The 22,924-nt window shown below is 67.9% G+C and carries 20 protein-coding genes (1 of these 20 cut by a window edge); 9 read left to right on the plus strand and 11 right to left on the minus strand.

The features are described from left to right. Both ABIC94_RS20795 and ABIC94_RS20800 read left to right on the plus strand, forming a co-directional pair. On the plus strand, positions 1 to 1,176 hold the 3' portion of the coding sequence (locus tag ABIC94_RS20795; protein ID WP_354374863.1) for an ATP-binding cassette domain-containing protein. 732 nt of this gene lie to the left of the window's left edge; only the last 1,176 of its 1,908 coding nucleotides appear in the window; the start codon falls outside the window, past its left edge; the stop codon is at positions 1,174 to 1,176. Between the two features lie 92 nt (positions 1,177 to 1,268). Beyond that, the gene (locus ABIC94_RS20800; protein WP_354374864.1) at positions 1,269 to 3,002 is read left to right on the plus strand and encodes a phospholipase D family protein; all 1,734 of its coding nucleotides are present in this window, start codon (positions 1,269 to 1,271) and stop codon (positions 3,000 to 3,002) included. A gap of 32 nt (positions 3,003 to 3,034) precedes the next feature. Here ABIC94_RS20800 and ABIC94_RS20805 read toward each other — a convergent pair whose 3' ends face one another. The 4 genes from ABIC94_RS20805 to ABIC94_RS20820 all read right to left on the minus strand — a co-directional run bounded on the left by ABIC94_RS20805 (position 3,035) and on the right by ABIC94_RS20820 (position 7,979). After that, positions 3,035 to 3,943 (minus strand): copper chaperone PCu(A)C, encoded by a 909-nt coding sequence (locus ABIC94_RS20805; RefSeq protein ID WP_354374866.1) that lies wholly within the window; start codon positions 3,941 to 3,943, stop codon positions 3,035 to 3,037. Positions 3,944 to 3,980: 37 nt separating this feature from the next. Then, positions 3,981 to 6,266, minus strand: coding sequence for a TonB-dependent receptor (locus ABIC94_RS20810; RefSeq protein WP_354374867.1), 2,286 nt, complete (start codon positions 6,264 to 6,266; stop codon positions 3,981 to 3,983). A 115-nt stretch (positions 6,267 to 6,381) separates the two neighbouring features. Beyond that, the gene (locus ABIC94_RS20815) at positions 6,382 to 6,753 is read right to left on the minus strand and encodes a DUF2946 family protein (RefSeq protein WP_354374868.1); all 372 of its coding nucleotides are present in this window, start codon (positions 6,751 to 6,753) and stop codon (positions 6,382 to 6,384) included. An 11-nt stretch (positions 6,754 to 6,764) separates the two neighbouring features. After that, a complete protein-coding gene (locus tag ABIC94_RS20820; protein WP_354374869.1) occupies positions 6,765 to 7,979 on the minus strand; it encodes a TraB/GumN family protein in 1,215 nt (404 codons plus the stop codon). Positions 7,980 to 8,043: 64 nt separating this feature from the next. On the opposite strand from ABIC94_RS20820, the gene ABIC94_RS20825 reads away from it, so the two are divergent. Further along, positions 8,044 to 8,457 carry a VOC family protein gene (locus ABIC94_RS20825; RefSeq protein WP_354374870.1) on the plus strand — a complete coding sequence of 138 codons (414 nt, stop codon included), beginning with the start codon at positions 8,044 to 8,046 and terminating at the stop codon, positions 8,455 to 8,457. After that, the gene (locus ABIC94_RS20830; RefSeq protein WP_354374871.1) at positions 8,454 to 9,662 is read left to right on the plus strand and encodes a toxin-antitoxin system YwqK family antitoxin; all 1,209 of its coding nucleotides are present in this window, start codon (positions 8,454 to 8,456) and stop codon (positions 9,660 to 9,662) included. Before ABIC94_RS20825 ends, ABIC94_RS20830 begins: the two co-directional genes overlap by 4 nt. Positions 9,663 to 9,690: 28 nt before the next feature. Here the strand turns inward: ABIC94_RS20830 and ABIC94_RS20835 are convergent, their stop codons facing one another. Genes ABIC94_RS20835 through ABIC94_RS20845 form a run of 3 tightly spaced genes read right to left on the minus strand, consistent with a single transcriptional unit; the run spans position 9,691 to position 12,685 of the window. Further along, on the minus strand, positions 9,691 to 10,665 hold the full coding sequence (locus tag ABIC94_RS20835) for a Bug family tripartite tricarboxylate transporter substrate binding protein (protein WP_354374872.1): 975 nt from the start codon (positions 10,663 to 10,665) through the stop codon (positions 9,691 to 9,693). Between the two features lie 5 nt (positions 10,666 to 10,670). Beyond that, positions 10,671 to 10,901 carry a hypothetical protein gene (locus tag ABIC94_RS20840; protein WP_354374873.1) on the minus strand — a complete coding sequence of 77 codons (231 nt, stop codon included), beginning with the start codon at positions 10,899 to 10,901 and terminating at the stop codon, positions 10,671 to 10,673. After that, complete coding sequence (locus ABIC94_RS20845) at positions 10,898 to 12,685, minus strand: FAD-dependent monooxygenase (protein ID WP_354374874.1); 1,788 nt, start codon at positions 12,683 to 12,685, stop codon at positions 10,898 to 10,900. The genes ABIC94_RS20840 and ABIC94_RS20845 overlap by 4 nt, the downstream gene beginning before the upstream one ends. Before the next feature lie 79 nt (positions 12,686 to 12,764). Between ABIC94_RS20845 and ABIC94_RS20850 the strand changes: the two genes are divergently transcribed. Then, positions 12,765 to 13,544: a helix-turn-helix transcriptional regulator gene (locus tag ABIC94_RS20850; RefSeq protein WP_354374875.1), complete on the plus strand. Its 780-nt coding sequence runs from the start codon at positions 12,765 to 12,767 to the stop codon at positions 13,542 to 13,544. Here the strand turns inward: ABIC94_RS20850 and ABIC94_RS20855 are convergent. Then, a complete protein-coding gene (locus ABIC94_RS20855) occupies positions 13,541 to 14,611 on the minus strand; it encodes a fumarylacetoacetate hydrolase family protein (protein WP_354374876.1) in 1,071 nt (356 codons plus the stop codon). The genes ABIC94_RS20850 and ABIC94_RS20855 overlap by 4 nt on opposite strands. Before the next feature lie 133 nt (positions 14,612 to 14,744). On the opposite strand from ABIC94_RS20855, the gene ABIC94_RS20860 reads away from it, so the two are divergent. Continuing rightward, positions 14,745 to 15,950 (plus strand): DUF3108 domain-containing protein, encoded by a 1,206-nt coding sequence (locus ABIC94_RS20860; protein WP_354374877.1) that lies wholly within the window; start codon positions 14,745 to 14,747, stop codon positions 15,948 to 15,950. Positions 15,951 to 16,047: 97 nt separating this feature from the next. Further along, positions 16,048 to 16,359 (plus strand): BTH_I0359 family protein, encoded by a 312-nt coding sequence (locus tag ABIC94_RS20865; RefSeq protein WP_093017097.1) that lies wholly within the window; start codon positions 16,048 to 16,050, stop codon positions 16,357 to 16,359. Between the two features lie 71 nt (positions 16,360 to 16,430). Here the strand turns inward: ABIC94_RS20865 and ABIC94_RS20870 are convergent, their stop codons facing one another. Beyond that, on the minus strand, positions 16,431 to 17,492 hold the full coding sequence (locus ABIC94_RS20870; protein ID WP_354374878.1) for an AbrB family transcriptional regulator: 1,062 nt from the start codon (positions 17,490 to 17,492) through the stop codon (positions 16,431 to 16,433). A gap of 61 nt (positions 17,493 to 17,553) precedes the next feature. Between ABIC94_RS20870 and ABIC94_RS20875 the strand changes: the two genes are divergently transcribed. Further along, positions 17,554 to 18,393 (plus strand): ChaN family lipoprotein, encoded by an 840-nt coding sequence (locus ABIC94_RS20875; RefSeq protein WP_354374879.1) that lies wholly within the window; start codon positions 17,554 to 17,556, stop codon positions 18,391 to 18,393. A 17-nt stretch (positions 18,394 to 18,410) separates the two neighbouring features. Here the strand turns inward: ABIC94_RS20875 and ABIC94_RS20880 are convergent, their stop codons facing one another. Then, positions 18,411 to 19,745 (minus strand): aminotransferase class III-fold pyridoxal phosphate-dependent enzyme, encoded by a 1,335-nt coding sequence (locus tag ABIC94_RS20880; RefSeq protein ID WP_354374899.1) that lies wholly within the window; start codon positions 19,743 to 19,745, stop codon positions 18,411 to 18,413. Positions 19,746 to 19,856: 111 nt separating this feature from the next. Then, a complete protein-coding gene (locus ABIC94_RS20885; RefSeq protein ID WP_354374880.1) occupies positions 19,857 to 21,785 on the minus strand; it encodes a YadA-like family protein in 1,929 nt (642 codons plus the stop codon). 131 nt (positions 21,786 to 21,916) lie between these two features. Between ABIC94_RS20885 and ABIC94_RS20890 the strand changes: the two genes are divergently transcribed. Next, positions 21,917 to 22,912, plus strand: a complete 996-nt coding sequence (locus ABIC94_RS20890) for a LuxR C-terminal-related transcriptional regulator (RefSeq protein ID WP_354374881.1) — start codon at positions 21,917 to 21,919, stop codon at positions 22,910 to 22,912. The last annotated feature ends 12 nt before the right edge of the window (positions 22,913 to 22,924 follow it).

Consider the following 22,924-nt stretch of genomic DNA (forward strand, 5'->3'; position numbering starts at 1 on the left):
ATCAGCGCCAAGGCCGACAAGCTGCTGGCCCAGGAAGAGATCTGGATCCGCAAGGGCGTGGAGGCCCGCCGCACGCGCAGCCAAAGCCGCATCAGCCGGCTCGAAGCCCTGCGGGCGAGCCGCACCGCGCGCCGGGAAGTCCAGGGCAGCGTCAACATGGACGTGGCGTCCGGACAATCGAGCGGCAAGATCGTGGCCGAGCTCACCGATGCGACCAAGTCCTTCGGCGAAAAGACGGTGATCCGCAATTTCACCGGCACCATCCTGCGCGGCGACAAGGTCGGCCTGCTGGGCCCCAACGGCGCGGGCAAGACCACGCTGCTCAAGCTCATCCTGGGCGAGCTCGAGCCCGACAGCGGCAAGATCCGCCGCGGCACCAACCTGCAGGTGGCGTATTTCGACCAGATGCGCGACAAGCTCGACCTCGACGCCACGCTGGAAGACTTCATCAGCCCCGGCAGCGAGTGGATCGAGATCGGCAACCAGCGCAAGCACGTGAAGAGCTACCTTTCGGACTTTCTCTTCTCCCCTGCGCGCGCCAACTCCCCCGTGCGCTCGCTCAGCGGCGGCGAGCGCAACCGGCTGTTGCTGGCCCGCCTGTTCGCCCGTCCGGCCAACGTGCTGGTGCTCGACGAACCGACCAACGACCTCGACATCGACACCCTGGAACTGCTGGAAGGCCTGCTGCAGGACTACGACGGAACCGTGTTCCTGGTCAGCCACGACCGTACCTTCCTCGACAACGTGGTGACCAGCACGATCGCCTTCGAGGGCAACGGCCATTGGCGCGAGTACGAAGGCAGCGTGCAAGACTGGCTGATCCAGTCGAAGCGCGCCCGCGAGATTGCCGAACAGCGGCAAGCCGCCAGCCCTTCGCCGCAGGCGCCAGCACCGGCGCCTGCCGCAGCTGCAGCCGAGCCATCGACCACCCGCCCGGCAGCCGCGCGCAAGAAGCTCAGCTACAAGGAACAGCGCGAGCTCGACGCCCTCCCCGCACAGATCGAAGCACTCGAAGCCGAGCAGAAGCGCATCAGCGAAATGCTCGAACTCGACGGCGGCGCGATTTATGCCACCGACGCCTCACGCGCTGCCGAACTGAGCCAGCGCCATGCCCAGATCGACGACGAGCTGCTGGCCGCCCTGGAACGCCAGGAGGAATTGTCCGCCGGGCGTTAGTGCGTTAGTTCTACGTCGAACTGTCCCGCCGTCCCACGCCGGGACAGCGCCGACTAGGCTATATATGCGGTTTCCAAGCTCCGGAAAGCCGCATGTCTTTTATCTCCGCGTTCATCGGCCGGTCCATCGTGCTCCTGGCCATCGTGCTGCAAGGCGCCTGCGCGCAACTTCCGCAGCACGTCGACCGGCCAGTATCGACCGCACTTCCCTCGCCGAGCGGCACCGCCCTGGAAGCGTTGGTCCAGCAACGGCGAAAAGCCGATGCGGCACGGTTCGAATCCGGCTTCCTGCTGCTCGGAGGCCCTCCCGCTGCTTATGGCAGCCGGCTCGCGCTGATCGAAGGTGCGCAGAAAACGCTCGACCTGCAGTACTACGCCATTCACGCCGACGCCAGCACCGGCCGGCTGCTGCGAGGTATCCGGGCCGCGGCCCAGCGCGGCGTGCGCGTGCGGGTTCTCCTCGACGACTTTCACAGCACCGGCCGGGATGCGCTGGTGCTCGGCCTGGCCTTCGTGCCCAACATCGAGATGCGGCTGTTCAACCCGCTCGCCGGCGCGCGCGGGTCGTCGTTCGCGCGCATTCTCAATTCGGTGGGCGACGCCTCGCGCATCCAGCAGCGGATGCACAACAAGCTCTTTCTCGCCGACAACGTGCTCGGCGTGACCGGTGGCCGCAACCTGGGCGACGCCTATTTCGGCAATGCGTTGAAGGGCAACTTCATCGACGTGGACATCCTGGCGGCCGGACCGATCGTGCAGGAACTGTCGCGCAGCTTCGACAGCTACTGGAACAACGAGCGCGCCTACCCCGTGCAATCGCTGGTCAAGCGCGAAGAACTGAGAGCCATCCGCGAGCGCGCGGAGCAGGCTGATCGTGAGTTGGCCGACGAATCTGCACGGGCCCAAAACGCCCCGCCAGCGACGACCGACGCCGAACCCAAGCCCGGCGCCGCCCCCACGCCCGCGCAATTGGCCCGCGCCTGGGACGAAAAGCCGCTGGACCTGCAAACCGCCCGCTTCGTCTGGGCGCCCGCGGTCATGCTTGCCGACCAGCCCGGAAAGATCCCCGCCGACAAGGGCACCAATCAGACCCGGGCACCGGGCCTGGTGGTGAGCCAGCCCGGCGACGCAGCCACCTCATCGCGGCGCGCGGCATCGCTCGAAGCCAGCTCCGACCTTGCTGCGGGCAGCGACACGGTGGTCGAAGGCCTGTTGCAGCTGATCGAGCAGGCGCGCAGCGATCTGCTCATCATCTCGCCCTATTTCGTGCCCGGCCCGGACATGAAGCAAGCCTTCGCGGTGGCCCGGGCGCGCGGGGTGCGCATCCGGGTGCTGACCAATTCGCTGGCGTCGAACGACGCACCGGTGGCGCATGTCGGCTATGCCCGCCACCGCAAGGATCTGCTCAAGCTGGGCGTCGAGCTCTACGAACTGCGCAGCGAACAGGCCAACGTCAGCAACGCGTTCGGCTCTTCGGGCAGCGGCAACCTCGGTGAATCGCGCTCCATGCTCCACTCGAAGGTGCTGGTCCTGGACGGCCAGCTGCTGGTGGTCGGCTCGATGAACCTCGACCTGCGTTCGCAGCTGCAGAACACCGAGATCGCGCTGCTGGTACGAAGCGCCGAGCTCTCCCGCGCAGCGTCCGCACAGATCGAGCGCGGCATGCGCGAGGGCTCGTGGCGCGTCGAGCTGAATGAGGGTTCGCTGCTCTGGCGGGCACCCGAAGGCAGCGGCCAGAAAGACACGTCCACCGAGCCCGACGCCAGCCTGACCCTGCGCCTGCTGCTCAGGCTGTTCGGTCCGCTGGCGCCCGACCAGTTGCTGTAAGGCGGCACGGACTCCCGCTGGTTGCCAGTCGGTCAGTGCTTGTGCTGGTGGGCCGGTGAGGCCGCATCGGCGCCTTCCGGTGCGCCCACCGGAAGCTTCAAGTCGAGCGAAGTCTTCTGGCCCTTCGCATCCTCGAAGCGGAGCGTCACCGGCACGGTCGATCCCTTGGTCAACGCCTGCTTCAGGTCCATCATCATCACGTGATAGCCGCCCGGCTTGAGTTCGACGGTCTGGCCCGCGGGAAGGTCGAGTCCGCCCGGCAGCTCGCGCATCTTCATGGTGTCGCCTTCCATCTTCATCTCGTGCACCTCGGCCACGCCGGCCGCCGGGGTCGAGATACCAACCAGCCTGGAGCCCGTCGGCGCGGTGAGCTTCATGAAAGCACCGGTGCCGCTTTGGCCCGGCACCGATTGACGCACCCAGCCGTCGCGCACGTCGACCGTGGCCACGCCCTGCGCCACCACGTCGAGCTTGGCGGCGGGCGCCTTGAGCCCCGCGGTCGAGCTGCCCGATGCGGGCACTTCGGCCCAGTCGATGCTGCCGACGTCGCAGGTCTGCAGCACCTTGAACCACAGCGGACCGGGCGTGCCCGGCACCTTGCCGCGCAGCACGAATTCAGCGCGTTCGCTGGCGGGCAACGCGGTTTGCGCGCTATCGGCGGTCCAGCGCACTTCGCCGTCGCCGGCATTTTTCTGCACGTCGAGCTTCCAGCCCTTGCGCGCTTGCGCATCGCTCAGGACGAAACCCTTGGGCAGGCGGACGGCCAGGCCGGTGGTGGCCTTGGCGCCCTCGCAGGCATGGCCCACGCGGAATGCGGCGTTGTAGTCGCTGCCGACGGTGGCGCCGCCCCGCGGCAGCGTGACGTGGGCAAAGGCGGTGGTCGCGCTCGCCAGCATGGCGTATGCAGCGACGGTCTTGAGGGTGATGCGCGGGTGGTTCATTGCTGGAACTCCTTGAAGAAAGCGGGTGAAAAGAGAATCAGAGGTCGAACTTGAGTTCGGCCACGTAGGTGCGTTGCGGATAAGGGTGGAAGGCCCAGTACTTGTTGTTGTTCAGGTTGTCGATGCCCACGGCGGCGCTCCATTGCCGGTCGAAGCGGTAGCGGATGCGCGCGTCGACCACGAAGAACTTCGAAAAGCCCATGTACGCCGCGCCGTTCGTGTCGCTGTTGTCGAGCGTGCCGTACTGCCTGCCGCTGTAGCGCGCGCCCACCGTATAGCTCCATCTCGCGTCGGGCCGGTAGGTGGCGAGCAGCGTGGCGCGCACCTTCGGCACGCGCGGCTGGTCGTGGCCCACGCTCGCGGGAAAGCCGCTGTTGGCGACGATCTTCGAGCGCGTCAGCGTCAGGCTGCCGCTCAGGTCCAGCCCCTTCATGCCGACGTCCACCGCATTCAGCGCCACCTCCAGGCCGCGCGTGCGGATGGCATCGACGTTCTGCACCGTGCTCACCAGGTTGGTGAGCGCCTGGCTGTAGAGCGCGTCTTTCGTGTTCTCGAAGAACAGCGTGGTGCGCAGCACGCCGTCGAGCCCCCAGTTTTTCAGGTCGCGCTCGGCGCTCAGCTCGGTGGTCCACGAGCGCTCCGGCCGCAGGTTCGGGTTGGTATTGACGATGCGGTTGCCGTCGATCGAGCCTTGGTAGAGCTCGCTCACTGTCGGCATGCGCACCGCGCGTCCGGTCGAGGCCTTGAACAGCCAATCCTGCGTGGCCTGCCAGGCAATGGCGGCCTTGGGCGAGTCGTAGCTGTTCTTGCGCGGCGCGAAGTCGAGCAGCCTCGTCGCGCTGCCGAGCTGGCCGCCGTAGGCCTCCCATCGTTCATGGCGCAGGCCGAGCGTGGTCTTCCAGTGATTGGCGAAGCGCCAGGTGTCCTGCACATAGAGCGACTGCAGCCGGGTGTTGCCGTTGAAGGCAGAGAACGGCGTCACGGACGGCCCACCGATCCAGTCGAGCGTGTTGCCGACGCTGGTGCGCAGCCGCGCCGTGTCCTGCTGGAAGCCGAAGTCGACCACATGCGCGCCCACGCCCTCGGCCGAGCCGGTGGGCCGCCACGTGCCCGCGGCCTTGAAGGTGTGCCAGCCCGAACCGCCCATGTCGGTGGTACGGCCGGGGCCTCCGTTGAAGGCACCCGGCAACGGCGTGGTCGGCGTGCGCGAGGTGTCGCTCGAATAGTCGAACAGGCTCGCGGCCACCTCCCAGTCGAACACGCCGCCGGTATGGCTCTTCACCGAGAGGCCGTGCATGTAATGCGTGAGCGCGGTCTCGGTGGGGGCCAGTGCGGCGCTCGGCGAATCGAGGTTGTAGCTGCGCCCCGCGATGTTCACGCGGCCTGAATACACCGGCCGGCCGAGCGAATCGCGCAGGTAGGTGTCGACGCTGCCGTGCGTCGTGTTGTTCCAGGCACCGAGGGTGTACGTCGCGCGCACCGTGGGCGAAAAGTCATAGGCCACCTTTAGCTTGGCCTGTTCCTGCGTGGTGTCGTAAATCGTCGAGCCGCCTACCAGCCACCAGGGCTGATTCGACGGGTTCAGCCCCAACACCGCGCCGGTCACCGGGGTCCCCGCATTGCCCACCGTGCCGGCGCTCACCAGCCGGTTGCCGAACACCAGCGCCTGCCCCTTGCTGTGGGTGCGCGAGGCGCTGAGCCACCAGGACCAATTGCCGCTTCGACTCCCCAGCGACAGGTCGAGCTGCTGGCCCGCGGGCGACGAGTGGCTGTTGTACAGGTCGAAGTTCGAGGCAAAGCCGCTGAGCTTGACGTGCGCCTCGAGCCTGGTGGGCATGCGCGTCACGTAGTCGACCACGGCGCCGACCGAGTTGCCCGGGTAGGCGGCGGAGAACGGGCCGTACAGCACGTCGACCCGCTCGATCTCTTCGGGCGACACCATGCCCCAGCGCGGCGCGTAGGTGGCGCCGTTGCCCAGCGGGTTCGACAACATGATGCCGTCGGCAAACACCATCGAGCGCGCGCTGTTGCCCGTGCCCGAGGCGCGCGTGGCAAGCACCGCATGGTTGAAATCGCCGATGTAGCGCTTGCGCACCACCAGGCTGGGCAGGTACTTGAGGGCGTCTTCGCTGTCGGTTGCGTTGACCGTTTCGGATACCTGCTCGTGCGTAACGCCCTCGATGGTGGTCGGAATCTGCGTCGGCAGCGAGGTCGGGCGCCCGTCACTGACGGTGACGGTGCCGAGGGTGCGCACGCCGCTGCCGCTCTCGGACGGGTCGGGCGCGTTTTGCGCCCACGCGGGCGCGCCAAGGGGAAATGCCATGGCAATCGCCAAGGCGCGGGAATGTTTTTTCACTGGAAACCTGCTCCACGAACTTCAAGCCAGACAGACCGCACGCGCCTTCGATCGGACGCATGCGGCTACGGTTTTGACAGTTTCAGGAGAAGGTCGGGGGTCCGCGCGCCGGCAGCGGCGCGGCGGTGGCCGCGGCAAGGCGCGCGGCGGGAATGGACTGGACCACGCGGCCCAGCGGCAAGGGAAGATCGAAACCAGCAGTGGCCGCCGATGGGGGCGGTGCGCCGGTCAGCACGCACAGCGGGCAGTCCATGTGCGAGGCGCCCATTTCCTGCACGCCGTCTTCGGTGTGGACCACGACCTTGACCGAACCGACGCTCGAGCACACCAGTTCCACGGCCTGCGGATGCACGACAGGCGACGCCACCGCCGCGCCGAGCGAGAGCACGAACCACAGCAGCACCCAGCGGCCGACGAGGCCGAGGAAGCGGGGGTGGTTTCGCAGCAAGTGCATGGTGTCGGCGATTATCGGCGCTGTTTGCTCTTCGGTGCCGGGGCGCGTTGCGCGGGCTTGGCGCTACCCTTGGAACCTTTGGCGCCGCTGCTTTTGGCGGCCTGGCTGCCGCGGGCACCGCGGCTGTCGCGGGCACTGCGGGCGCCCCGCGCGTTTCGGGCTTCCGCCTTGGGCGATGGTGCCGCCGGTACCGCGAGCGGTGGCTGCGCGGCCAGCGGTACGGCCGCCACCGTGAACCCGCGGGCCGACAGCAGCGCGGGCAGGCCCTGCAGGCCCACCATGTGCAGCGCCCCCACGGCCGCGAACATGCGTTGGCCGCCCGCATGCATCCGCTCGATGCCGTCCGCCAGGCCCGGATTGCGGTCGTCGAGCAGGCGCTTTATCAATCGCCGCTCAGCCGGCGTGTTGACGCAGTTGCACCATTCGGGATAGCGACTCAGCTTGTCCACGTCGCCACGGGCCCAGACATCGGCCAGCTCCTTCATCTGCGCGCGCAGCTGGCCCGACTCCAGTTCATCCAGGGCCGCGTCGATCTGCTCCGCCTCTTCGGCTTCGGACTCGCCGGTGAGCATCTTCAGTTGGGAAGCCGCGCTTTCCAGGGCGAACACCGGCTTGTTGTTGTTCCGTGCGGAAACGGCCAGGGTCTCGTCCACGCCGAATTCCGGGTACAGGCCGTCAGCGCGCGCCACCAAGCCCGCCAGCGCCGTGACCTGCAAGATGGGCTGCAGTCCCGCCATGGCGCCGGGCGGCACGCAGGCCTCCTCGTTCTGGCGCGCCAGCCGCTGCGCGCGCTGGCCGCTGAGCAGCCGGGCCACCAGCGCAGGATCGGCGGGCTGCGTCATGGCCCGCATGGTGGCCGGATCGCGCGCATCGAGTTCCAGCGCCAGTGCGTCGCTCTGCTCCAGCGCCTTTTGCACGGTGGGTCCGGGCCGCACCCATTCGGCCCGGCCGAGATGAATGGTTCCGTAGAGCCAGGAAGTCCGCCCGTCCCTGTCGGCACGCCACAGCAGGCCCCGGTCGACCGCATTCCACTGGCCGACCGCCGAGCCCGGCTTTCCAAGGCTGGCAATGGCGGAAGGCGGGCAGGCCGCATGCGCGGCGACCGCAAGAACGGAGCAGGCGCCCGCCAGCGCAAGGCGCGGCAGGCGGAAAAGAAACCATGGGCGCGAGGGCGCCTTCAAGTCGATGTTGCGCCGGGGCGCAAAGAGGGTCCGGAGTATCCGCAAGGCTTGCTCCACGATGAAAGAAAGTCCGGCATTCTCACAGCACCGCTGCCCATAATCTGGAACCATGCAGAGCATCTTCCATCTTGCCTTTCACGTTCGAGACCTCGACGCAGCCCGCCGCTTCTATGGCGATGTCCTCGGCTGCGCCGAAGGCCGCAGTACCGACACCTGGGTCGATTTCGACTTTTTCGGCCACCAGATCTCGCTGCATCTCGGCGAACCCTTCGCCACCACGCGCACCGGCCGTGTCGGCAACGCGATGGTGCCCATGCCGCATTTCGGCATCGTGCTCGCGCTGCCCGACTGGGAGGCGCTGGCGCAGCGGCTGAAAGCCGCCAACACGGACTTCGTGCTTGAACCCCAGGTGCGTTTCGAGGGGCAGCCAGGCGAGCAATGGACCATGTTTTTCTGCGACCCGTTCGGCAATCCGATCGAGGTCAAGGGATTCCGTTCCCTCGCAGCGCTGTACGACAAATGACCCCCAAGCGCAGGGCCGCTCCAAACCGGCTCGCAGTTCCCTCTCCGGGGGCTGGCGCGATCTTGCTTCGCGCCGCAGCGGCGGCGCTCTGGGTTCTTGCCGCCGGCGCCGCGCAAGCCGCGATCGATTGCGAGCTCAACGGCCGCCGCGTGAACCCGTCCGATGGCAGCACCACCGTCGGCAAGACAGGGCTGATGCACTGCAAGGACCGCGCAACCGGTGAGCTCCAGCGCGAGCAACAGGTGCAGAACGGCACCTTCACGGGCCTGGTGCGCTTCTACGAAAAAGGCAAGCCGGCCAGAGAGCACACGCTCAATGCCAACGGGAACATCCACGGCCTGGCCCGCGAGTTCGGCCCCGATGGACAGGTCTTGCGCGAGGCCATCTACGACGACGGCCAGGAGCGCGGGCTGGTGCGCAGCTTCTACCCCGGCGGTCGGCTGCGCCGCGCCACCTTCTATCCCAGCACCGGAACGGACCGTGCGTTCGTCGAGTTCACCGAACGCGGCCAGATGTCGGCGCTGCGCTGCGGCGAAACGCCAATGCTCGCGCCGGTGGCCGACGATGCCCGGCTGTGCGGATTCACGGGCGGGCCCTCGCAAGTCCAGCTTTTCGACGCGCGCGGCATCCTGCGTTCGCGGCTGTCGTACCTGTCGGGCAAGCGGGTGCGGTCACAGGACTTCTACGACAACGGCAAGCCCTCGATGCAAGACGAGATCATCGGCAACCAGCGAATCGAACGCCAGTTTTCATCCGAAGGCGTGAAGCGCCGCGAAACCATGTGGCTCCTGATCGAGCGCAATGCGGTGCGCCAGCGCGAGCAGGAATTTTCCGAAAAGGGCTCGCTGGTCCGCGACCAGCGCTGGACCCCCGCGGGCGAGCCCGTGCGGGAGGACAGCTACTACCTCAATGGCCAGCCCCGCAGCAAGTCTGCCTACAGCGGTTCCGGCGACGCACGCGCGGTCGAGATCACCGAGTTCTACGAGACCGGCCAGCGCGCCGCGCACGGCCGCTACCTGGTAGCGGGTCGGGGCCGGGGCCGGCAGATGCCGGTCGGCAAGCACCAGCGCTTCAGCGAGAAGGGCACGCTGCTGGCGGAATCGAGCTTCGATGCCAGGGGCCGCGTGACGCGCGAACGCAGCTGGGACGAGAACGGCGAACTGGAACGCGACGACCACGTCCTCGAAGACGGCTCGAAGAAATAGCTCGCCGCCGGGGAAGGTTGCGGCGGGCTCAGTCCAGCTTGATGCCGGCCTGCTTGATGATCGGCCCCCAGCGCTTCGATTCGGCACGCGACAACGCCGCGAACTGCGCCGGCGTACCCGGCATCGCTTCCATGCCGAAATCGTCGAAACGCTTTTGCACCGCCGGCGCGCCGAACGCGCGGTTCAGGTCGCCGTTGAGCTTGGCGACCACCGCGGGCGGAAGGCCGGCCGGGCCGAGCACGCCCTGGAACGCGAACACCTCGGTATTGGGCACGCCCACTTCCGCCAGCGTCGGCACGTTGGGCAGCAGCTTGTTGCGCGCGCCGGAGCCGATGGCGAGCACGCGGACCTTGTTGCCCTGCATGATCGGCAGGCCCGAGGCCAGGTCGAGGAACATGCACGGCACCTGGCCGCCCATCACATCGGCCATTGCAGGAGCTGCGCCGCGGTAGGGAATGTGGGTAATGAAGGTGCCGGTGCGAGCCTTGAACATCTCCATCGCCAGATGATGTGGCGACCCGTTGCCCGGCGAGGCGTAGTTGACCTTGCCCGGGTTGGCCTTCGCATACGCCAGAAACTCCTTGAAGTCCTTGGCCGGAAAGTCGGGGTGAACCACCAATGCGAGCGGGAACTTGCCGATCGCGCCGATGTAGGTGAAGTCTTTTTCCGGATTGAACGGCAGCTTGCCGAACAGGTGCTCGTTGAAGGCCAGCACGGCGTTGTCGGCCGACAGCACGGTGTAGCCGTCGGGCTTGCTCTTGGCGACCAGGTCGGCGCCGATGTTGGTCGAGGCCCCGGGGCGGTTGTCGACAACGATCTGCTGGCCCAGCGTCTGGCGCATGGCCTCGGCCAGCGTGCGCGCAATCACGTCGGTGCCGCCGCCCGCGGGGTACGGCACCACCCATTTGATGAGTTGCGAGGGGTAGTCCTGCGCGTGCGCGAAGGGTGCGGCGGCCACGGCGGCGCCGGATGCGAGCGTGGCGAGAAGGGTGCGGCGGTCCATGGGGATCAGTCTCCTGTTTGTAATTTTTCGGCTGCGGACAGCGATGGTAAAGGGAGCGCATGCAGCGCGTCGGCCAGTGCGCTACGGCAGCGCGCCTCGTCGCCTACTTGCTCGAACAGCAGCAACGCGAGCCGCGCGAGGAACAGCGATTCGCGCTCGGCGCCCGCTTCGGTGATGGCGCGCGCGCATTCCGCGTAGACGCGGTCTCGCGCGTCGGGGTGAAGCAATGTCGTCATGCAGCACTCTCCTGGGAAGCGGCTGCGGCGCGGGTCAATGCGCCGGTCAACGCACCGCTCGGCACACCTTGCCAGCGCGCGGCCACATGGCCGTCGGGGCGCAGCAGATAGACGGCACCGTCGCGGGCGCCCAGCGCCTCGAACACCGCGGCATCCGCCTGTGCGTCGGCGCCTTCGATACCGGGGCCCGCAACGGTGCGAACCGCGAACGGGAGCTCGCCTCGGAGCGCCTGCGCCACCTCGTCCTCCGGCAGCGGAGCGGTACCGGCTCGCGGCCGCAGCACGAGCAACGTGAAAACAGGGCCGATCCAGTCGGTCAGGTGGCCTTGCTCGAGCGGCTGCTCGGCCATTACCTCACCGGGCAGCGGGCCTGCCGGCAGCGCGTCGCCTTCGCTCGACAGCGCCGAGGCCGCATAGCGCACCGCCTGCGTCTGTCGCGGGTTGATCAGCTGCGCAATGCCGCGATGCGCTTCCGACAGCGACAGCGCCGCCTCGCGCATCAGGTCGAAACCGCGCGAAGGCGGCGACATGAACTCGGTGCTGCGCATCGCGTTTTCAGCATTGACGTGAAAGGCCTCGATGCGCTCCTGCGAGTACGAATCGAGCAGCGCCGCATCCGAAACGCCGCGTGCCACGAAAGCCAGCTTCCATGCCAGGTTGTCGGCATCGTCGAAGCCCGAGTTGAGGCCGCGCACACCGAAGATCGGCATTGCATGCGCCGCATTGCCGGCGAAGAGAACGCGGCCGTGCCGATAGCTCTGGAGCGTCATCGCGCCCGCGCGGTAGACCGAGGTCCACACCGTCTTCCACGGCAAGTGGCCTTCGCCGATGGCGTCGAGATGGCGCTGAACGAACTCGGCCACGGCCGCCGGCTTCAACGCGTCTTCAGTGCTCTGGCCCGCGCGCAGCTGGTAGTCGATGCGCCAGATGTCGTCGGGCTGGCGGTGCATCAGCACGGTCGAGCCCGGGTTCCACGGCGGATCGAACCAAGCGCGGCGCTCGGTCGGGTGCTTGCTGTGCAGCTCGATGTCGATGATGACGTAGCGGCCCTCGTAGCCCGTGCCCTCGAGCGAAAGCCCCAGCGCCTTGCGCACGAAGCTCTGGCCGCCGTCGCAGGCCGCGAGCCACTGGCCCTGCAACCGGTAGGCGCCTTCGGGGTTGCGCACGTCGAGCGTCATGCCGTCTTCATCCTGCGCAATGCCGACGAGTTCGGTGCCCCAGCGAATGTCGATGAGCCCCGGCGTCGCCTCGTTGCGGCGGAAGATTTCTTCCAGCAGATAGTGCTCGGCGTAGTACTGCTCGAGGTTGATCATCGGCGGCAGCTTCTGCCGCTCGTCGTGCGGCATCTCGAAGCGGAACACCTCGGCCGTCTTGTAGAAGCTGTGGCCGCCGGTCCAAGGCAGGCCTTTTGCCATGAACGCCGCAAGCACGCCCAGCCGCTCCACGATCTCCAGGCTGCGGCGCGAGATGCAGGCCGCGCGGCTGCCCACGCACACCGTGTCGTCGGCCTCGAGGATGACGCAGCGCACGCCGTGGTTCGCGAGCCCCAGCGCCAGCGCCATGCCGACCGGCCCGCCGCCCGCGATCACCACCGGATGGCGGCCCGGTTCGACGCCGCCCTGCTCGAGCGGCGGCGTCCAGGACTTGTAGCGCGTGTAGTGAAAGGCGCCGACGGAGGGCGGCAGCCCGGTGGCGCTGGCCGGGGGCGGCACGGGCCCGCTTGCAGCATCGGCGGCCCGCGTGCCGGGCGGCGGCGCGGCGGTCGCAACGGTGGAGTTCGTCATGCAGCGGGATTGTCCCGATGTGCGGTACCAGCCGTTGTCATAACTTCGTACGAAGTAATTACCCTATCCTATTCGCTCCATGAGACGCTGGCGCATTCAGCCCGCTGCCGACACCGCGCTGTCCGCGGCCATCGTCGGCGACGTGCTCGCGGGCATCGGCACGCCGCACCTCGCGGCCAGTTGCCTCGCGGCCATGCACCGCGTGATGCCCGTGACCTTCTGCACTGTGTTCGCGGTCGATGCCACCGGCCGCATCGAGGCCGTGTCGGCCGCCAGCAGCTACGGCACCACGGCCGAACGCACCGCCGAGCGCTACGTGGCGCAGCGCTTCGACCTGCTCGATCCCAACATGATCTGGCTGGCGGCGCGCAAGCTGCCCAGGCGCGCGCAGCTCTGGCTGGGCCACCAGCGCGCCGACGAGGTGGCCGACCCCGCCTATCGCGCGGCCTGCTACGGCGACGTGGGCATCCGCGAACGCGCTTCGGTGCTGCTCCTGACGCCCGCCGGCCAGCGCGTGGCGGTGAGCTTCTATCGAAGCCTGGCGCAGCCCGAATTCGGCGCCGGCGATTTCGCGGCAATCGAGCGCCACGCCACGCTGCTGGCCGACGCCACCATGGCCCATGGCCGCAGCGCCATGGCTGCCCGGGAAGCGGTGGTGCCCACCCTGGCCTCGCGCCTCCTGACCTTGAGCCTGCGCGAGCGCGAAGTCATCGGCCATCTGATGGCCGGCCGCACAGCCAAGGAAGCGGCGCGTGAAATCGGCATCGAACTGACGACGGTGCGCACCCATCAGTACCGGGCATTCCGGCGGCTGGGAATACGCAGCCAGAAGGAGTTGCTGCGCGCCGCGCCCCGTTAGTCTTCGGCGCCGTCGTCGTCCTGCGGGTTCACCAGCGACACCGGCGCCACCTTCGGCCGCCCCGCCACCGACACGATCTCCTGGTCGATCGCGCCGAACAGCGAGCGGCCGTCGAGCCCCTTCATCTCGATGCGGATCGTGTCGCCGAACTTCATGAACTCGGTCACGGGCTCGCCGCCCTGGATGGTTTCGATGCAGCGCTTCTCGGCGATGCACGAGTAGCCCTTGGGCCAGTCCATGCGGCCATTCTTTTCCACGCCCTTGTTGCTCACCGTGCCGCTGCCGACGATGCTGCCGGCACGCACGTTGCGGGTCTTGGCAATGTGGGCGATGAGCTGGCCGAAGTGAAAAGTCATCTCCGGCCCGGCGTCGCACATGCCGACCTTGCGGCCGTTCCAGCTGCTTTGCAGCGTCAGGTGCACCCGGCCGTTCTGCCAGGCCTCGCCGATCTCGTCGAGCGTCACGGCCACGGGGCTGAAGGCGGTGGCGGGCTTGCTCTGGAAGAAGCCGAAGCCCTTGGCCAGCTCGGCCGGAATGAGGTTGCGCAGGCTCACGTCGTTGGCCAGCATCACCAGGCGGATGCCGTCGAGCGCCTGGTCGGGCGTGGCGCCCATCTTCACGTCGCCGGTAATCACCGCGATCTCGGCCTCGAAATCGATGCCCATGGCTTCGTTCGGCACCACGATGTCGTCGGTCGGGCCGAGGAAGTCGTCGCTGCCGCCCTGGTACATCAGCGGGTCTTGATAAAAACTTTCAGGAACCTCTGCGTTGCGCGCCTTGCGCACCAGCTCGACGTGGTTCAGGTACGCCGAGCCGTCGGCCCACTGGTAGGCGCGCGGCAGCGGCGCCATGCACATCGAGGGATCGAACGGAAAGGAGTGGCGTGCGCGGCCGTTGTTGACCGCGTCGTACAGGTCCTGCAGCTGCGGGCTCATGAAGCCCCAGTCGTCCAGCACCTGCTGCAACCGGCCGGCAATGCCGGTGGCGTAGTGGGCGAGCGTGAGGTCGCGCGAGACGACGACGAGCTGGCCGTCGCGCGAGCCGTCCTTCAGGGTGGCGAGTTTCATGATGGCAAATGCGTGATGAAGGACACGGCGCGAATACGAGAGCCGGCGCCGCGCCCACTAAACTGGTTGATCGGGCGGCAGTGTACCGAGGTGCTCTTTGTGAACCTCGGCGCCGGCGCTCACTCCACACCTCATGCCGACGCTCGCCGCCCCTCCGTTCCCGTCAGTTGCGCCCCCGGCGCGCCCGTCGTGGCGGGCGCTCGCCGGGCTGACGCTGGCGGTGGGGCTGGTTCATGTTCTGCTGCTGGGGCTGGCGCCCACGGCCATCGGCCCGGATCCTTCGCCGCTTGCGAACAAGTTCATCACCCGGACGATCGTGATCGCGCCGCCCGCTCCAGAAAAACCGGCTGCCGCCGCCGCAGCCGCCCCGGCTGAAGCCAAGCCACCGCCGCCCGCAAAACCGCGTCGCCCGCGCGAGCCTTCCAAGCCCAAGCCAGCGGCGGCGGCACCCGAACCCCTGCCAGTCCCGGTGCCTCAGGTTTTCGAAGAACCTCCGCCAGAAACGCGTGCTCTCACGGCGCAAAACGCTATCGATTCAGGAGCATCCGCTCCCGAACAGGCGGCAAGCGCCCCTGCAGGCGCTGCGCTGGGCGGCTCGGGCAGCACAACCAATGCCGGCATGGGGGACGGCGGGGCCGCGGGCGCCGCCAGTGCCACGGCGGGCAATGTCGTCGGGCCGGAGGCGTTGCGCATTCCCGGTTCAGTCAAGCTCGCCTTCGCGGTCACGGGCCAGCAGGGCGCTTCGCCGATGCAGGGCGTTTTCGGCGATCTGGTCTGGCTGCAGGACGGCAGCAACTACGACGCGCGGCTGTCGCTCAAATTCCTGTTCAAGACGATTCGCAGCCAGCACAGCACCGGCAAGATCGGCCCGACCGGCATCGAGCCGGCACGCTTTTCCGAGGCGCGCAAGGGCGAGATGGCCTCCCATTTCCTGCGCGACCAGGGCCAGGTGATGTTCAGCAACAACGCACCCAGCGTGCCCCTGCTGCCCGGCGCCCAAGACCGCCTCAGCGTGGTGATGCAGCTCGGCGGCATGCTGGCGGGTGACCCGGGGCGCTACCCGGCCGGGAGCCGCATTTCCATCCAGACGGTCGGGCCGCGCGATGCCGGCGTCTGGGTATTCAACATCGAAGGCGAAGAACAAATGACCGTGCCGGCCGGCGACTATGCGGTGCGCAAGCTCACGCGCAGCCCCCGGCGCGAGTTCGACGACAAGATCGAAATCTGGCTCGCGCCGGCCCTCGGCTACCTGCCGGTGCGGATGAAACAGACACAGGCCAACGGCGACTTCGCCGACATGCAGTTGCGTGAATCCCTTCCGGCCGGGCCCGCGAGTTAGTGCGAAAGTGGGAGCATCAAACGTAGAAATTAATGCGTTTTCTCTACAAAAAGACAACCTGTCTTGAAACTGGCGCGTTGATTGCTATCTAACCACCATGAACGCCATCGACATCCTCACAGGCCCCGCAATGAACATGCTCTATGACTCGGAGTCCTTCGTCGTCGTGCATGTGCAGCCGAACGAGAGTGACACACCGGCCCAACCCAATGTGCCGGTTCTGGAACGCCACGGTTTCGAAATCGTCGACAAGCGCTCGGGCAAAGAGGTTTACCTCGATGGCTCGTGGGCCGAACTCTTCCAGCAGCAAATTGCCGCCTGGCAGCTCAATACGCCCACGCAGGAGGAAGTCGAGGACACGCTCGAGGGCTATGCCGAACTGGCCCATACGCCCGTGCTGGTGCACTGAGCCTTCGGCCCGCCTGAACAAAAAAAGCGCCTTTTCAGGCGCTTTTTTTACGCCTATGCCCTGCCCGCCGCTCATTTCCGCGCGTAGATCCACCGGTACATCGGCCCTACCAGCAGCAGCACCGCGACCAGCCGGCACACCTGAAACGCCGTGACCACCGGCACGCCGAGCTGCAGCACCTTGGCCGTGATCGACATTTCGGCAATGCCGCCCGGCGAGGTGCCCAGGATCATCGTGGCGGGATGCAGTCCGGTTGCCCGGGCCAGCAGCCATGCGGCACCCGCGCACAGCACAAGCATGGCGACGGTGCCCAGCGCAACCGACCCCAGCCAGCGCGGCGCCGTGTGCAGAAACTCGCGGCTGAAGCGCACGCCCAGGCTCACGGCAATCACGAGCTGCGCAGTGTTCGACATCCAGGTGGGCACGGCCGACAACGGCTGGCCGGCGATGGTGAACCCCATGGCGACCACCAGCGGCCCCATGAACCAGGGATTGGTGCGGCCCAGCGCACGCATCGCAAGGCCGCCAATGCCGGTGGCCAACGCAAGCAGCAGGAGTCCGCCCGCATTCACTTCGCGCACCATGGGCGGGTTGATTTCGAGCCCATGCAAGCCGCTCCACTGCATCGCGAACGGAATGGTGAGGGTCACCACCACCAACCGCAGGCTGTGCGCCGCGGCCACCAGATCGGTGCGCGCGCCGGCCGATTCGGACAGCAGCGTCATCTCCGAAGCACCGCCGATGGCGCCGGCGAAGTAAGTTGTCGCTCTCATGGATTTCTCCGGCACATGCGGCATGCGCCTGGCGTGCAGCCCATGCAGCCAGCGCCCGAAGCCCCAGCCGAGCAGCAGGGCCCACGCAATGGCCAGCGCAATGGCCCACCAGACGCCGGCCACCAGCGCAACCACTTGCGGCGTGAAATAAAGGCCGAGCGCGGTGCCGATGGTCCATTGCCCGGCGTTGCGCAGCGGCGTGTAGCTCGCGGTGGGTGCACCGGCAATAGATGCCAGCGACACCGCGAGCAGCGGGCCGATCATCCATGGCAGGGGCGTGTGCAGCGCGAGGCAGATTTCCGCTGCGGCGAGTGCAAGCAACAGCGTGGCCAGCACGCGAACCGGAAAGCGAAAAGACACCACAGGAAAAAGCGAAATTGGACGGCACGGCGTGCGGGCGCCAACGCATAGTATGGCCCCGATGCAATGCCAACCCTCCCCCGCACGGGCTTCCCGATTCCTGTTGCCCTTGCTCGCCGTCATTGCGTTGGCGGGGTGCTCCGCTTTTTTCGATGGTCCCGATGCGCCCGTAGCGCGCCGCGCCGCGTCGCTGCTCCCGGCGGACGCTCTGATCCTCGGCGAACAGCACGACGCCCCCGAGCACCACACCATCGAGCGTGAAACCGTCGAAGCGCTCGCGAGCCGAGGCAAGCTGGCCGCGCTGCTGCTCGAAATGGCCGAAGAAGGCAACAGCACCGCCCGCCTCGACAGCGCCGCCACCGCTGCGCAGGTGCAAGCCGCGCTTGGCTGGAACGACAAAGCCTGGCCCTGGCGGAGCTACGGCCCGGCGGTGATGGCCGCGGTGCGCGCAGGCGTACCCGTCATCGGCGCCAACCTCCCGCGTGCGCGGATGAAGAACGCCATGGCGGACGTCTCGCTCGACGTGCAGCTCAACGGAGAGGCCTACACCGCGCAGCAGGACGCCGTGCGCGAGGGCCACTGCAAGCTGCTGCCCGAGCCCCAGATCGTGCCGATGACGCGCATCCAGGTGGGACGCGACCGTGCCATGGCGCAGGCCATCGTCAAGGCCCGCCAGCCGGGCAAGACGGTGCTGCTGATCAGCGGCGCGGGGCACGCCACCAAGGTGCTGGGCGTGCCGCAGCACTTGCCGACCGACGTTTCAGTCAAGACGGTGCGGCTGCAGGCCGGCGGCGATTCACCTGAGGCTGATGAAGACAACAAGGGCGCCTACGACGCCGTGTGGCGCACGCCCGCCCTGCCGCCTAAAGACTACTGCGCGGGAATGCGGGCGCCCGCCTGACCTGGGCGCCCGGCGGCTCAGGCGAATTTCTTGATCGAATCTGCCAGCGTGTTGACCAGCGCGTCGATGTGCTGCTTCTCCACGATGTACGGCGGTGCAATCACCAGCACGTCGCCCGCGGGCCGCACCAGCGCGCCCTTGTGGAAGCAGTCCAGGAAGATGTCGTAGGCGCGTTTGCCCGGCGTGCCCGCAATCGGCGCAAGCTCCACCGCCGCCGCCAGGCCAAGGCTGCGGATGCCGATCACGTTCGGCAGGCCCTTGAAGGTGCTGTGGAAGGCGTCGCCCAGCACCTTGCCCATTTCGCCGGCGCGCGCGAACAGTTTTTCTTCCTTGAACAGATCGAGCGTGGCAATGGCCGCGGCGCAGGCCACCGGATGGCCCGAGTAGGTGTAGCCGTGGAAGAACTCGACCACGTGCTCGGGCGCGTCGGTCTTCATCATCGCGTCGTAGAGCTTGTCGCGGCAGATCACCCCGCCCAGCGGAATGACGCCGTTGGTCACGCACTTGGCGAAGTTCAGCATGTCGGGCACCACGCCGTAGTAGTCCGACGCGAAGTTGGTGCCCATGCGTCCGAACCCGGTAATGACCTCGTCGAAGATCAGCAGGATGCCGTGCTTGTCGCAGATGGCGCGCAGCTTCTGCAGGTAGCCCTTGGGCGGCAGGTACCAGCCGGCCGAACCGGCCACCGGCTCGACGATGATCGCGGCGATATTGCTCGGGTCGTGCAGCGGAAGAATGCGGGTCTCGAGCTCGACCAGCGGGTCTTCGGCCCACACCGGCTCCTCGTTGTGGATGTAGGCGTGGTTCACCGGATCGTGAATGAAGCGCATGTGGTCCACGCGCGGCAGAAAGGCCGAGCCAAACACCTTGCGGTTGCCCGGAATGCCGCCCACCGACATGCCGCCGAAGCCCACGCCGTGGTAGCCCTTCTCGCGGCCGATGAACACGTTGCGATGGCCCTCGCCGCGCGCGCGGTGGTAGGCCAGCGCCACCTTCATCGAGGTGTCCGCCGCCTCGGAGCCCGAATTGCAGAACAGCACCTTGTTGAGGTCGCCGGGCGCGAGCGAGGCAATCATCTCGGCCGCCTTGAACGCCTTGTCGTTGCTCACCTGGAAGGCGGTGGCGTAGTCGAGCGTGTCGAGCTGCTTCTTGATCGCCTCGTTGATGGGCTTGCGGTTGTGGCCCGCGCCCACGCACCAGAGCGACGAGATGCCGTCGATCACCTTCTTGCCGTCGTGCGTGGTGAACTCCATGCCGTCGGCCGCGACGAAGACGCGCGGGTCTTTCTGGAAGTGACGGTTGGGGGTGAAGGGCAACCACTGGTTGCCCATGTTGAAGTCCTGGTAGGCCATGCGTGCGTCCTTCTTGGTCTCGGTGGATGCGGGCCGCCCTTGCGGCGGCCGCCCGTGGCATTCTTGCACTTTTGCCACTGGCCCGCCTCATGGCCTGAGCTCAGCCGCCGATCACCACTGGTAGCCGGCCTGCAGCCTGCCGCCGAGCTGCGCGCTGTTGCCCGCCGCCGCGCTCAGGCCCGCGCCCACGCTCCAGCGCTCGTCGAGCTGATAGGCAAAGGCCACGCCCAACGCCGACTGCCCTGCGTAGTGCCCCACCGCCGCACCCAGCCATTTGCGTCCGGGCGCGAGCATCGGGATCGACGGCATGGCCATGGCCTGCGCCACGCCGCGCGCGGCAAAGTCGCGCGCCTGGCCGTACGACACGGCCACCGCGCGCTCCATCTGCGCAAGGTTGACCGCATCGCTGGCCGCCACGCCGGGCGCCACGTTGGTGATCTGCCGCTGGTAGCCCGTGGCCGCGTTGCCCACGCTCACGCTGTCGGGCCGGTCGGCCACCGAACCCTGGCCCAGCGCTACCGCATTGCGTGCGCTGGCCGTGCTGCCATCGCCGAGCGCCATGGCCCCGGCGGCAAGCGCCTTGGCGTTGCGGCCCACGGCCAGCGCACCATTGCCGGTGGCCTGCGAACCATTGCCGATCGCCGCGGCGCCTGCGCCCTCGGCACGTGCGGCCGCCTGGCCTTGCACCGAACATTGCAGGGCGCCGCCATTGACGGTGCAGACACCCAGCTGCCCATTGACCATGGCTTGTATCTGCACCGCCTGTTGCGCGATCTGTTGCGTGTTCTGCGTGATCTGCTGGGTATGCTGCGTGATCTGTTGCGTGTGCTCGGCGATCTGTTCGGTGTGCTGTGTGATCTGCTGGGTGTTCTGGGTCACCTGCGTCGTGATCTGCTGCACCTGCGCGCCCTGCTGGCTTGCCAAGTTCAGCGCCTGCTCGGCCGTGCTCCTTACCGCATAGAGCTGGCTGCCGTTGACCGCGTCCGTCGAGGTGGCCGTGACCGCGCCGGCGGTAACGCCGCTGATCCGCCCCGCGTTGGTGATCCCGCCGCCCAGGTTGTCGATGCCGCTGGAGGTCAGCCGCCCGCTCACCGAAGCATTGCCGTTCACGGACAGGCCACCGGCGTCGACGTGGCCCGCCGCGCTGATGCCGTCGATGTTGATCAGGCTGCGCCGGTCCGTCGTGCTGCCGAACGAAACGACGTTCTCGCGCCCGTTGTCCGTGCTGCCGGCGCCGATGGCGACCGACCCCGTGCCGGTCGCGGAGCTGCCCGCGCCAATCGCCATGCTGGTGAAACCCGATGCAAAGCTTCCCACGCCGATGGCCAGGGCATCCATCTCGACCGCCCTTGCACCGGCGCCCAGCGCCAGCGCGAAGTCGCTCGTGGCGCTGGCCTCGCGTCCGAGCGCGGTCGCGCTGCGTCCCGAGGCGGTGGCCATGTCGCCCAGCGCCGTGCTGCTGTCGCCGCTGGCCTCGCTTTCGCGCCCGAATGCGGCGGAGCCGGCACCGGATGCCAGCGCGCGATAGCCCACCGCCGATGCCGCCTCGCCCGTGGCATTGGCCACGTTGCCCACCGCGGTGGCCGAGCCGCTCGAGGCCACGGTGTTCGAACCGATGGCCGTGGCCGAGTTGGCAGTCGCACTGCTGTTCGAGCCCATCGAGGTGGCCGCGCTGCCGGTCGCATTGCTGTTCGCGCCGACTGCCGCGGCCGAGACGCCCATCGCGGTGCTGCCGCGCCCGAGTGCCGTCGCCTGGCCGCCGCTTGCGCTGCTGTCGCGGCCAAGAGCCGTGTTTGCGCTGCTCAGGTCGATGCCGGCCTGCGAGCCCGCCCCGCCCGCCATGTTGCCCTGGCAATCGTGCTGCACGATGTCGCGCTGCGTGCTGAAGCCCGAATACGCGCCCGGGTCGGTGCTGCTGTAGAGCGTGCCGCCGGGGCAGGTGTTCGGATTGAGCACCTGCGCGCCTGCCGGTGCGCCCGCCGCCGCGCAAAAGGCCAACGCAATGCCGGCCCCCAGCCGGCGCCTGCTTCGAAAGCGCATGGTTTCTTCTCCTCGGTCTTGTGTGTGTGAATGCCGCCCGTCCGAAGCCGGAATCGTCCTTTGCAGCGGCCTGCGCCGCCTACCATGGGTTGTGGTAGCCTCCGCCGCTTCGCGATTCGACAAGCTGTTCGATGCCGCCCAAGTCCCCGTTTTCACTCACTGATCCGGACTCCGCGGCACTGGGCCTGCTGCGCCTTGCGCGCACTACCGCCTGCGAGCGCTTTCCGCAGAAACTGCTCGAACGGCTCGTCGCGCTGATGGGCGCCGACCACGGCGCCATCAACATCTGGCATCCACGCAGCTTCGTGGCCTCGGTCGGGGTCGGCTACGACCTGTCCGGCATGAGCGCCGACTGGTACGCCATCGGCGGCGCCGAGCTCGACTTCACCACCCCGGCCATGCACGCGCAGCCCCTGCGGGCGGTGTGCGTCAACGACGACGATCCCCGGTGGAAGCAGAGCCATCCGTCATGGCGCAGCTTCCAGGCGCGCTACGGCATTCACCATCAACTGGGCGTGTCCATTCCGTTCGAAGGCAGCGAAACCTTCGCGCATTGCTACCTGAACCGGGGGGCCGCATCCCCGCGCTACGGCACGGGCGAGGTCGATGCGCTCACCGCGCTTGCGCCCGGCATCGGCGAGGCCCTGCTCATCAACCGCCTCTACGCCGGTGCGCGCCAGGGCCTCGAAGACACCGGCAGTGGAGAGCAGCCGCTGGCGGTAACGGACAACGAAGGCTGGATCCTCTTTCCCAACGCCGACTTCTGCCGCGCCTGGCCGCGGCTTTCCGAGATTGCGAGGGTGTCGGAACCGCGCCTGCCCAAGTCATGGCTGGAGGGCGAGCGCGGCGCAATCCGCAAGCTGCATGCCGCCGGATGGCAGTGCGAGGTCACGCCCGCGCACGGCGGGCTGCGCGTGGCGCTGCGCCGCAACGTGCAGGGCGCCGGCGCCATGCTCACGCCGCGCCAGACCGAGATCAGCCGCCTCTACTGCGCCGGCTATTCGGGCAAGGACATTGCCACACGCCTGCGCGTATCGCCTGCCACCGTGCGCGTGCACCTGCGCGAAACCTATTTGAAGCTCGGCGTCACGAGCCGCAGCGGACTGCGCAGCGCCCTGGGGCTTTGAGCGCGCCCGGCG

It is taken from the genome of Variovorax paradoxus (assembly GCF_040544635.1).
Taxonomy (GTDB): domain Bacteria; phylum Pseudomonadota; class Gammaproteobacteria; order Burkholderiales; family Burkholderiaceae_C; genus Variovorax; species Variovorax paradoxus_R.

Bases quoted from the DNA above. Each gene is read 5' to 3' on its own strand.
- ABIC94_RS20865 (WP_093017097.1), top strand. From the start codon at position 16,048: ATGAACGCCATCGACATCCTCACAGGCCCCGCAATGAACATGCTCTAT.
- ABIC94_RS20860 (WP_354374877.1), top strand. From the start codon at position 14,745: ATGCCGACGCTCGCCGCCCCTCCGTTCCCGTCAGTTGCGCCCCCGGCG.
- ABIC94_RS20885 (WP_354374880.1), bottom strand. From the start codon at position 21,785: ATGCGCTTTCGAAGCAGGCGCCGGCTGGGGGCCGGCATTGCGTTGGCC.
- ABIC94_RS20880 (WP_354374899.1), bottom strand. From the start codon at position 19,745: ATGGCCTACCAGGACTTCAACATGGGCAACCAGTGGTTGCCCTTCACC.
- ABIC94_RS20825 (WP_354374870.1), top strand. From the start codon at position 8,044: ATGCAGAGCATCTTCCATCTTGCCTTTCACGTTCGAGACCTCGACGCA.
- ABIC94_RS20800 (WP_354374864.1), top strand. From the start codon at position 1,269: ATGTCTTTTATCTCCGCGTTCATCGGCCGGTCCATCGTGCTCCTGGCC.
- ABIC94_RS20830 (WP_354374871.1), top strand. From the start codon at position 8,454: ATGACCCCCAAGCGCAGGGCCGCTCCAAACCGGCTCGCAGTTCCCTCT.
- ABIC94_RS20850 (WP_354374875.1), top strand. From the start codon at position 12,765: ATGAGACGCTGGCGCATTCAGCCCGCTGCCGACACCGCGCTGTCCGCG.
- ABIC94_RS20875 (WP_354374879.1), top strand. From the start codon at position 17,554: ATGCAATGCCAACCCTCCCCCGCACGGGCTTCCCGATTCCTGTTGCCC.
- ABIC94_RS20805 (WP_354374866.1), bottom strand. From the start codon at position 3,943: ATGAACCACCCGCGCATCACCCTCAAGACCGTCGCTGCATACGCCATG.
- ABIC94_RS20840 (WP_354374873.1), bottom strand. From the start codon at position 10,901: ATGACGACATTGCTTCACCCCGACGCGCGAGACCGCGTCTACGCGGAA.
- ABIC94_RS20855 (WP_354374876.1), bottom strand. From the start codon at position 14,611: ATGAAACTCGCCACCCTGAAGGACGGCTCGCGCGACGGCCAGCTCGTC.
- ABIC94_RS20890 (WP_354374881.1), top strand. From the start codon at position 21,917: ATGCCGCCCAAGTCCCCGTTTTCACTCACTGATCCGGACTCCGCGGCA.
- ABIC94_RS20815 (WP_354374868.1), bottom strand. From the start codon at position 6,753: ATGCACTTGCTGCGAAACCACCCCCGCTTCCTCGGCCTCGTCGGCCGC.
- ABIC94_RS20845 (WP_354374874.1), bottom strand. From the start codon at position 12,685: ATGACGAACTCCACCGTTGCGACCGCCGCGCCGCCGCCCGGCACGCGG.
- ABIC94_RS20810 (WP_354374867.1), bottom strand. From the start codon at position 6,266: ATGGCATTTCCCCTTGGCGCGCCCGCGTGGGCGCAAAACGCGCCCGAC.
- ABIC94_RS20835 (WP_354374872.1), bottom strand. From the start codon at position 10,665: ATGGACCGCCGCACCCTTCTCGCCACGCTCGCATCCGGCGCCGCCGTG.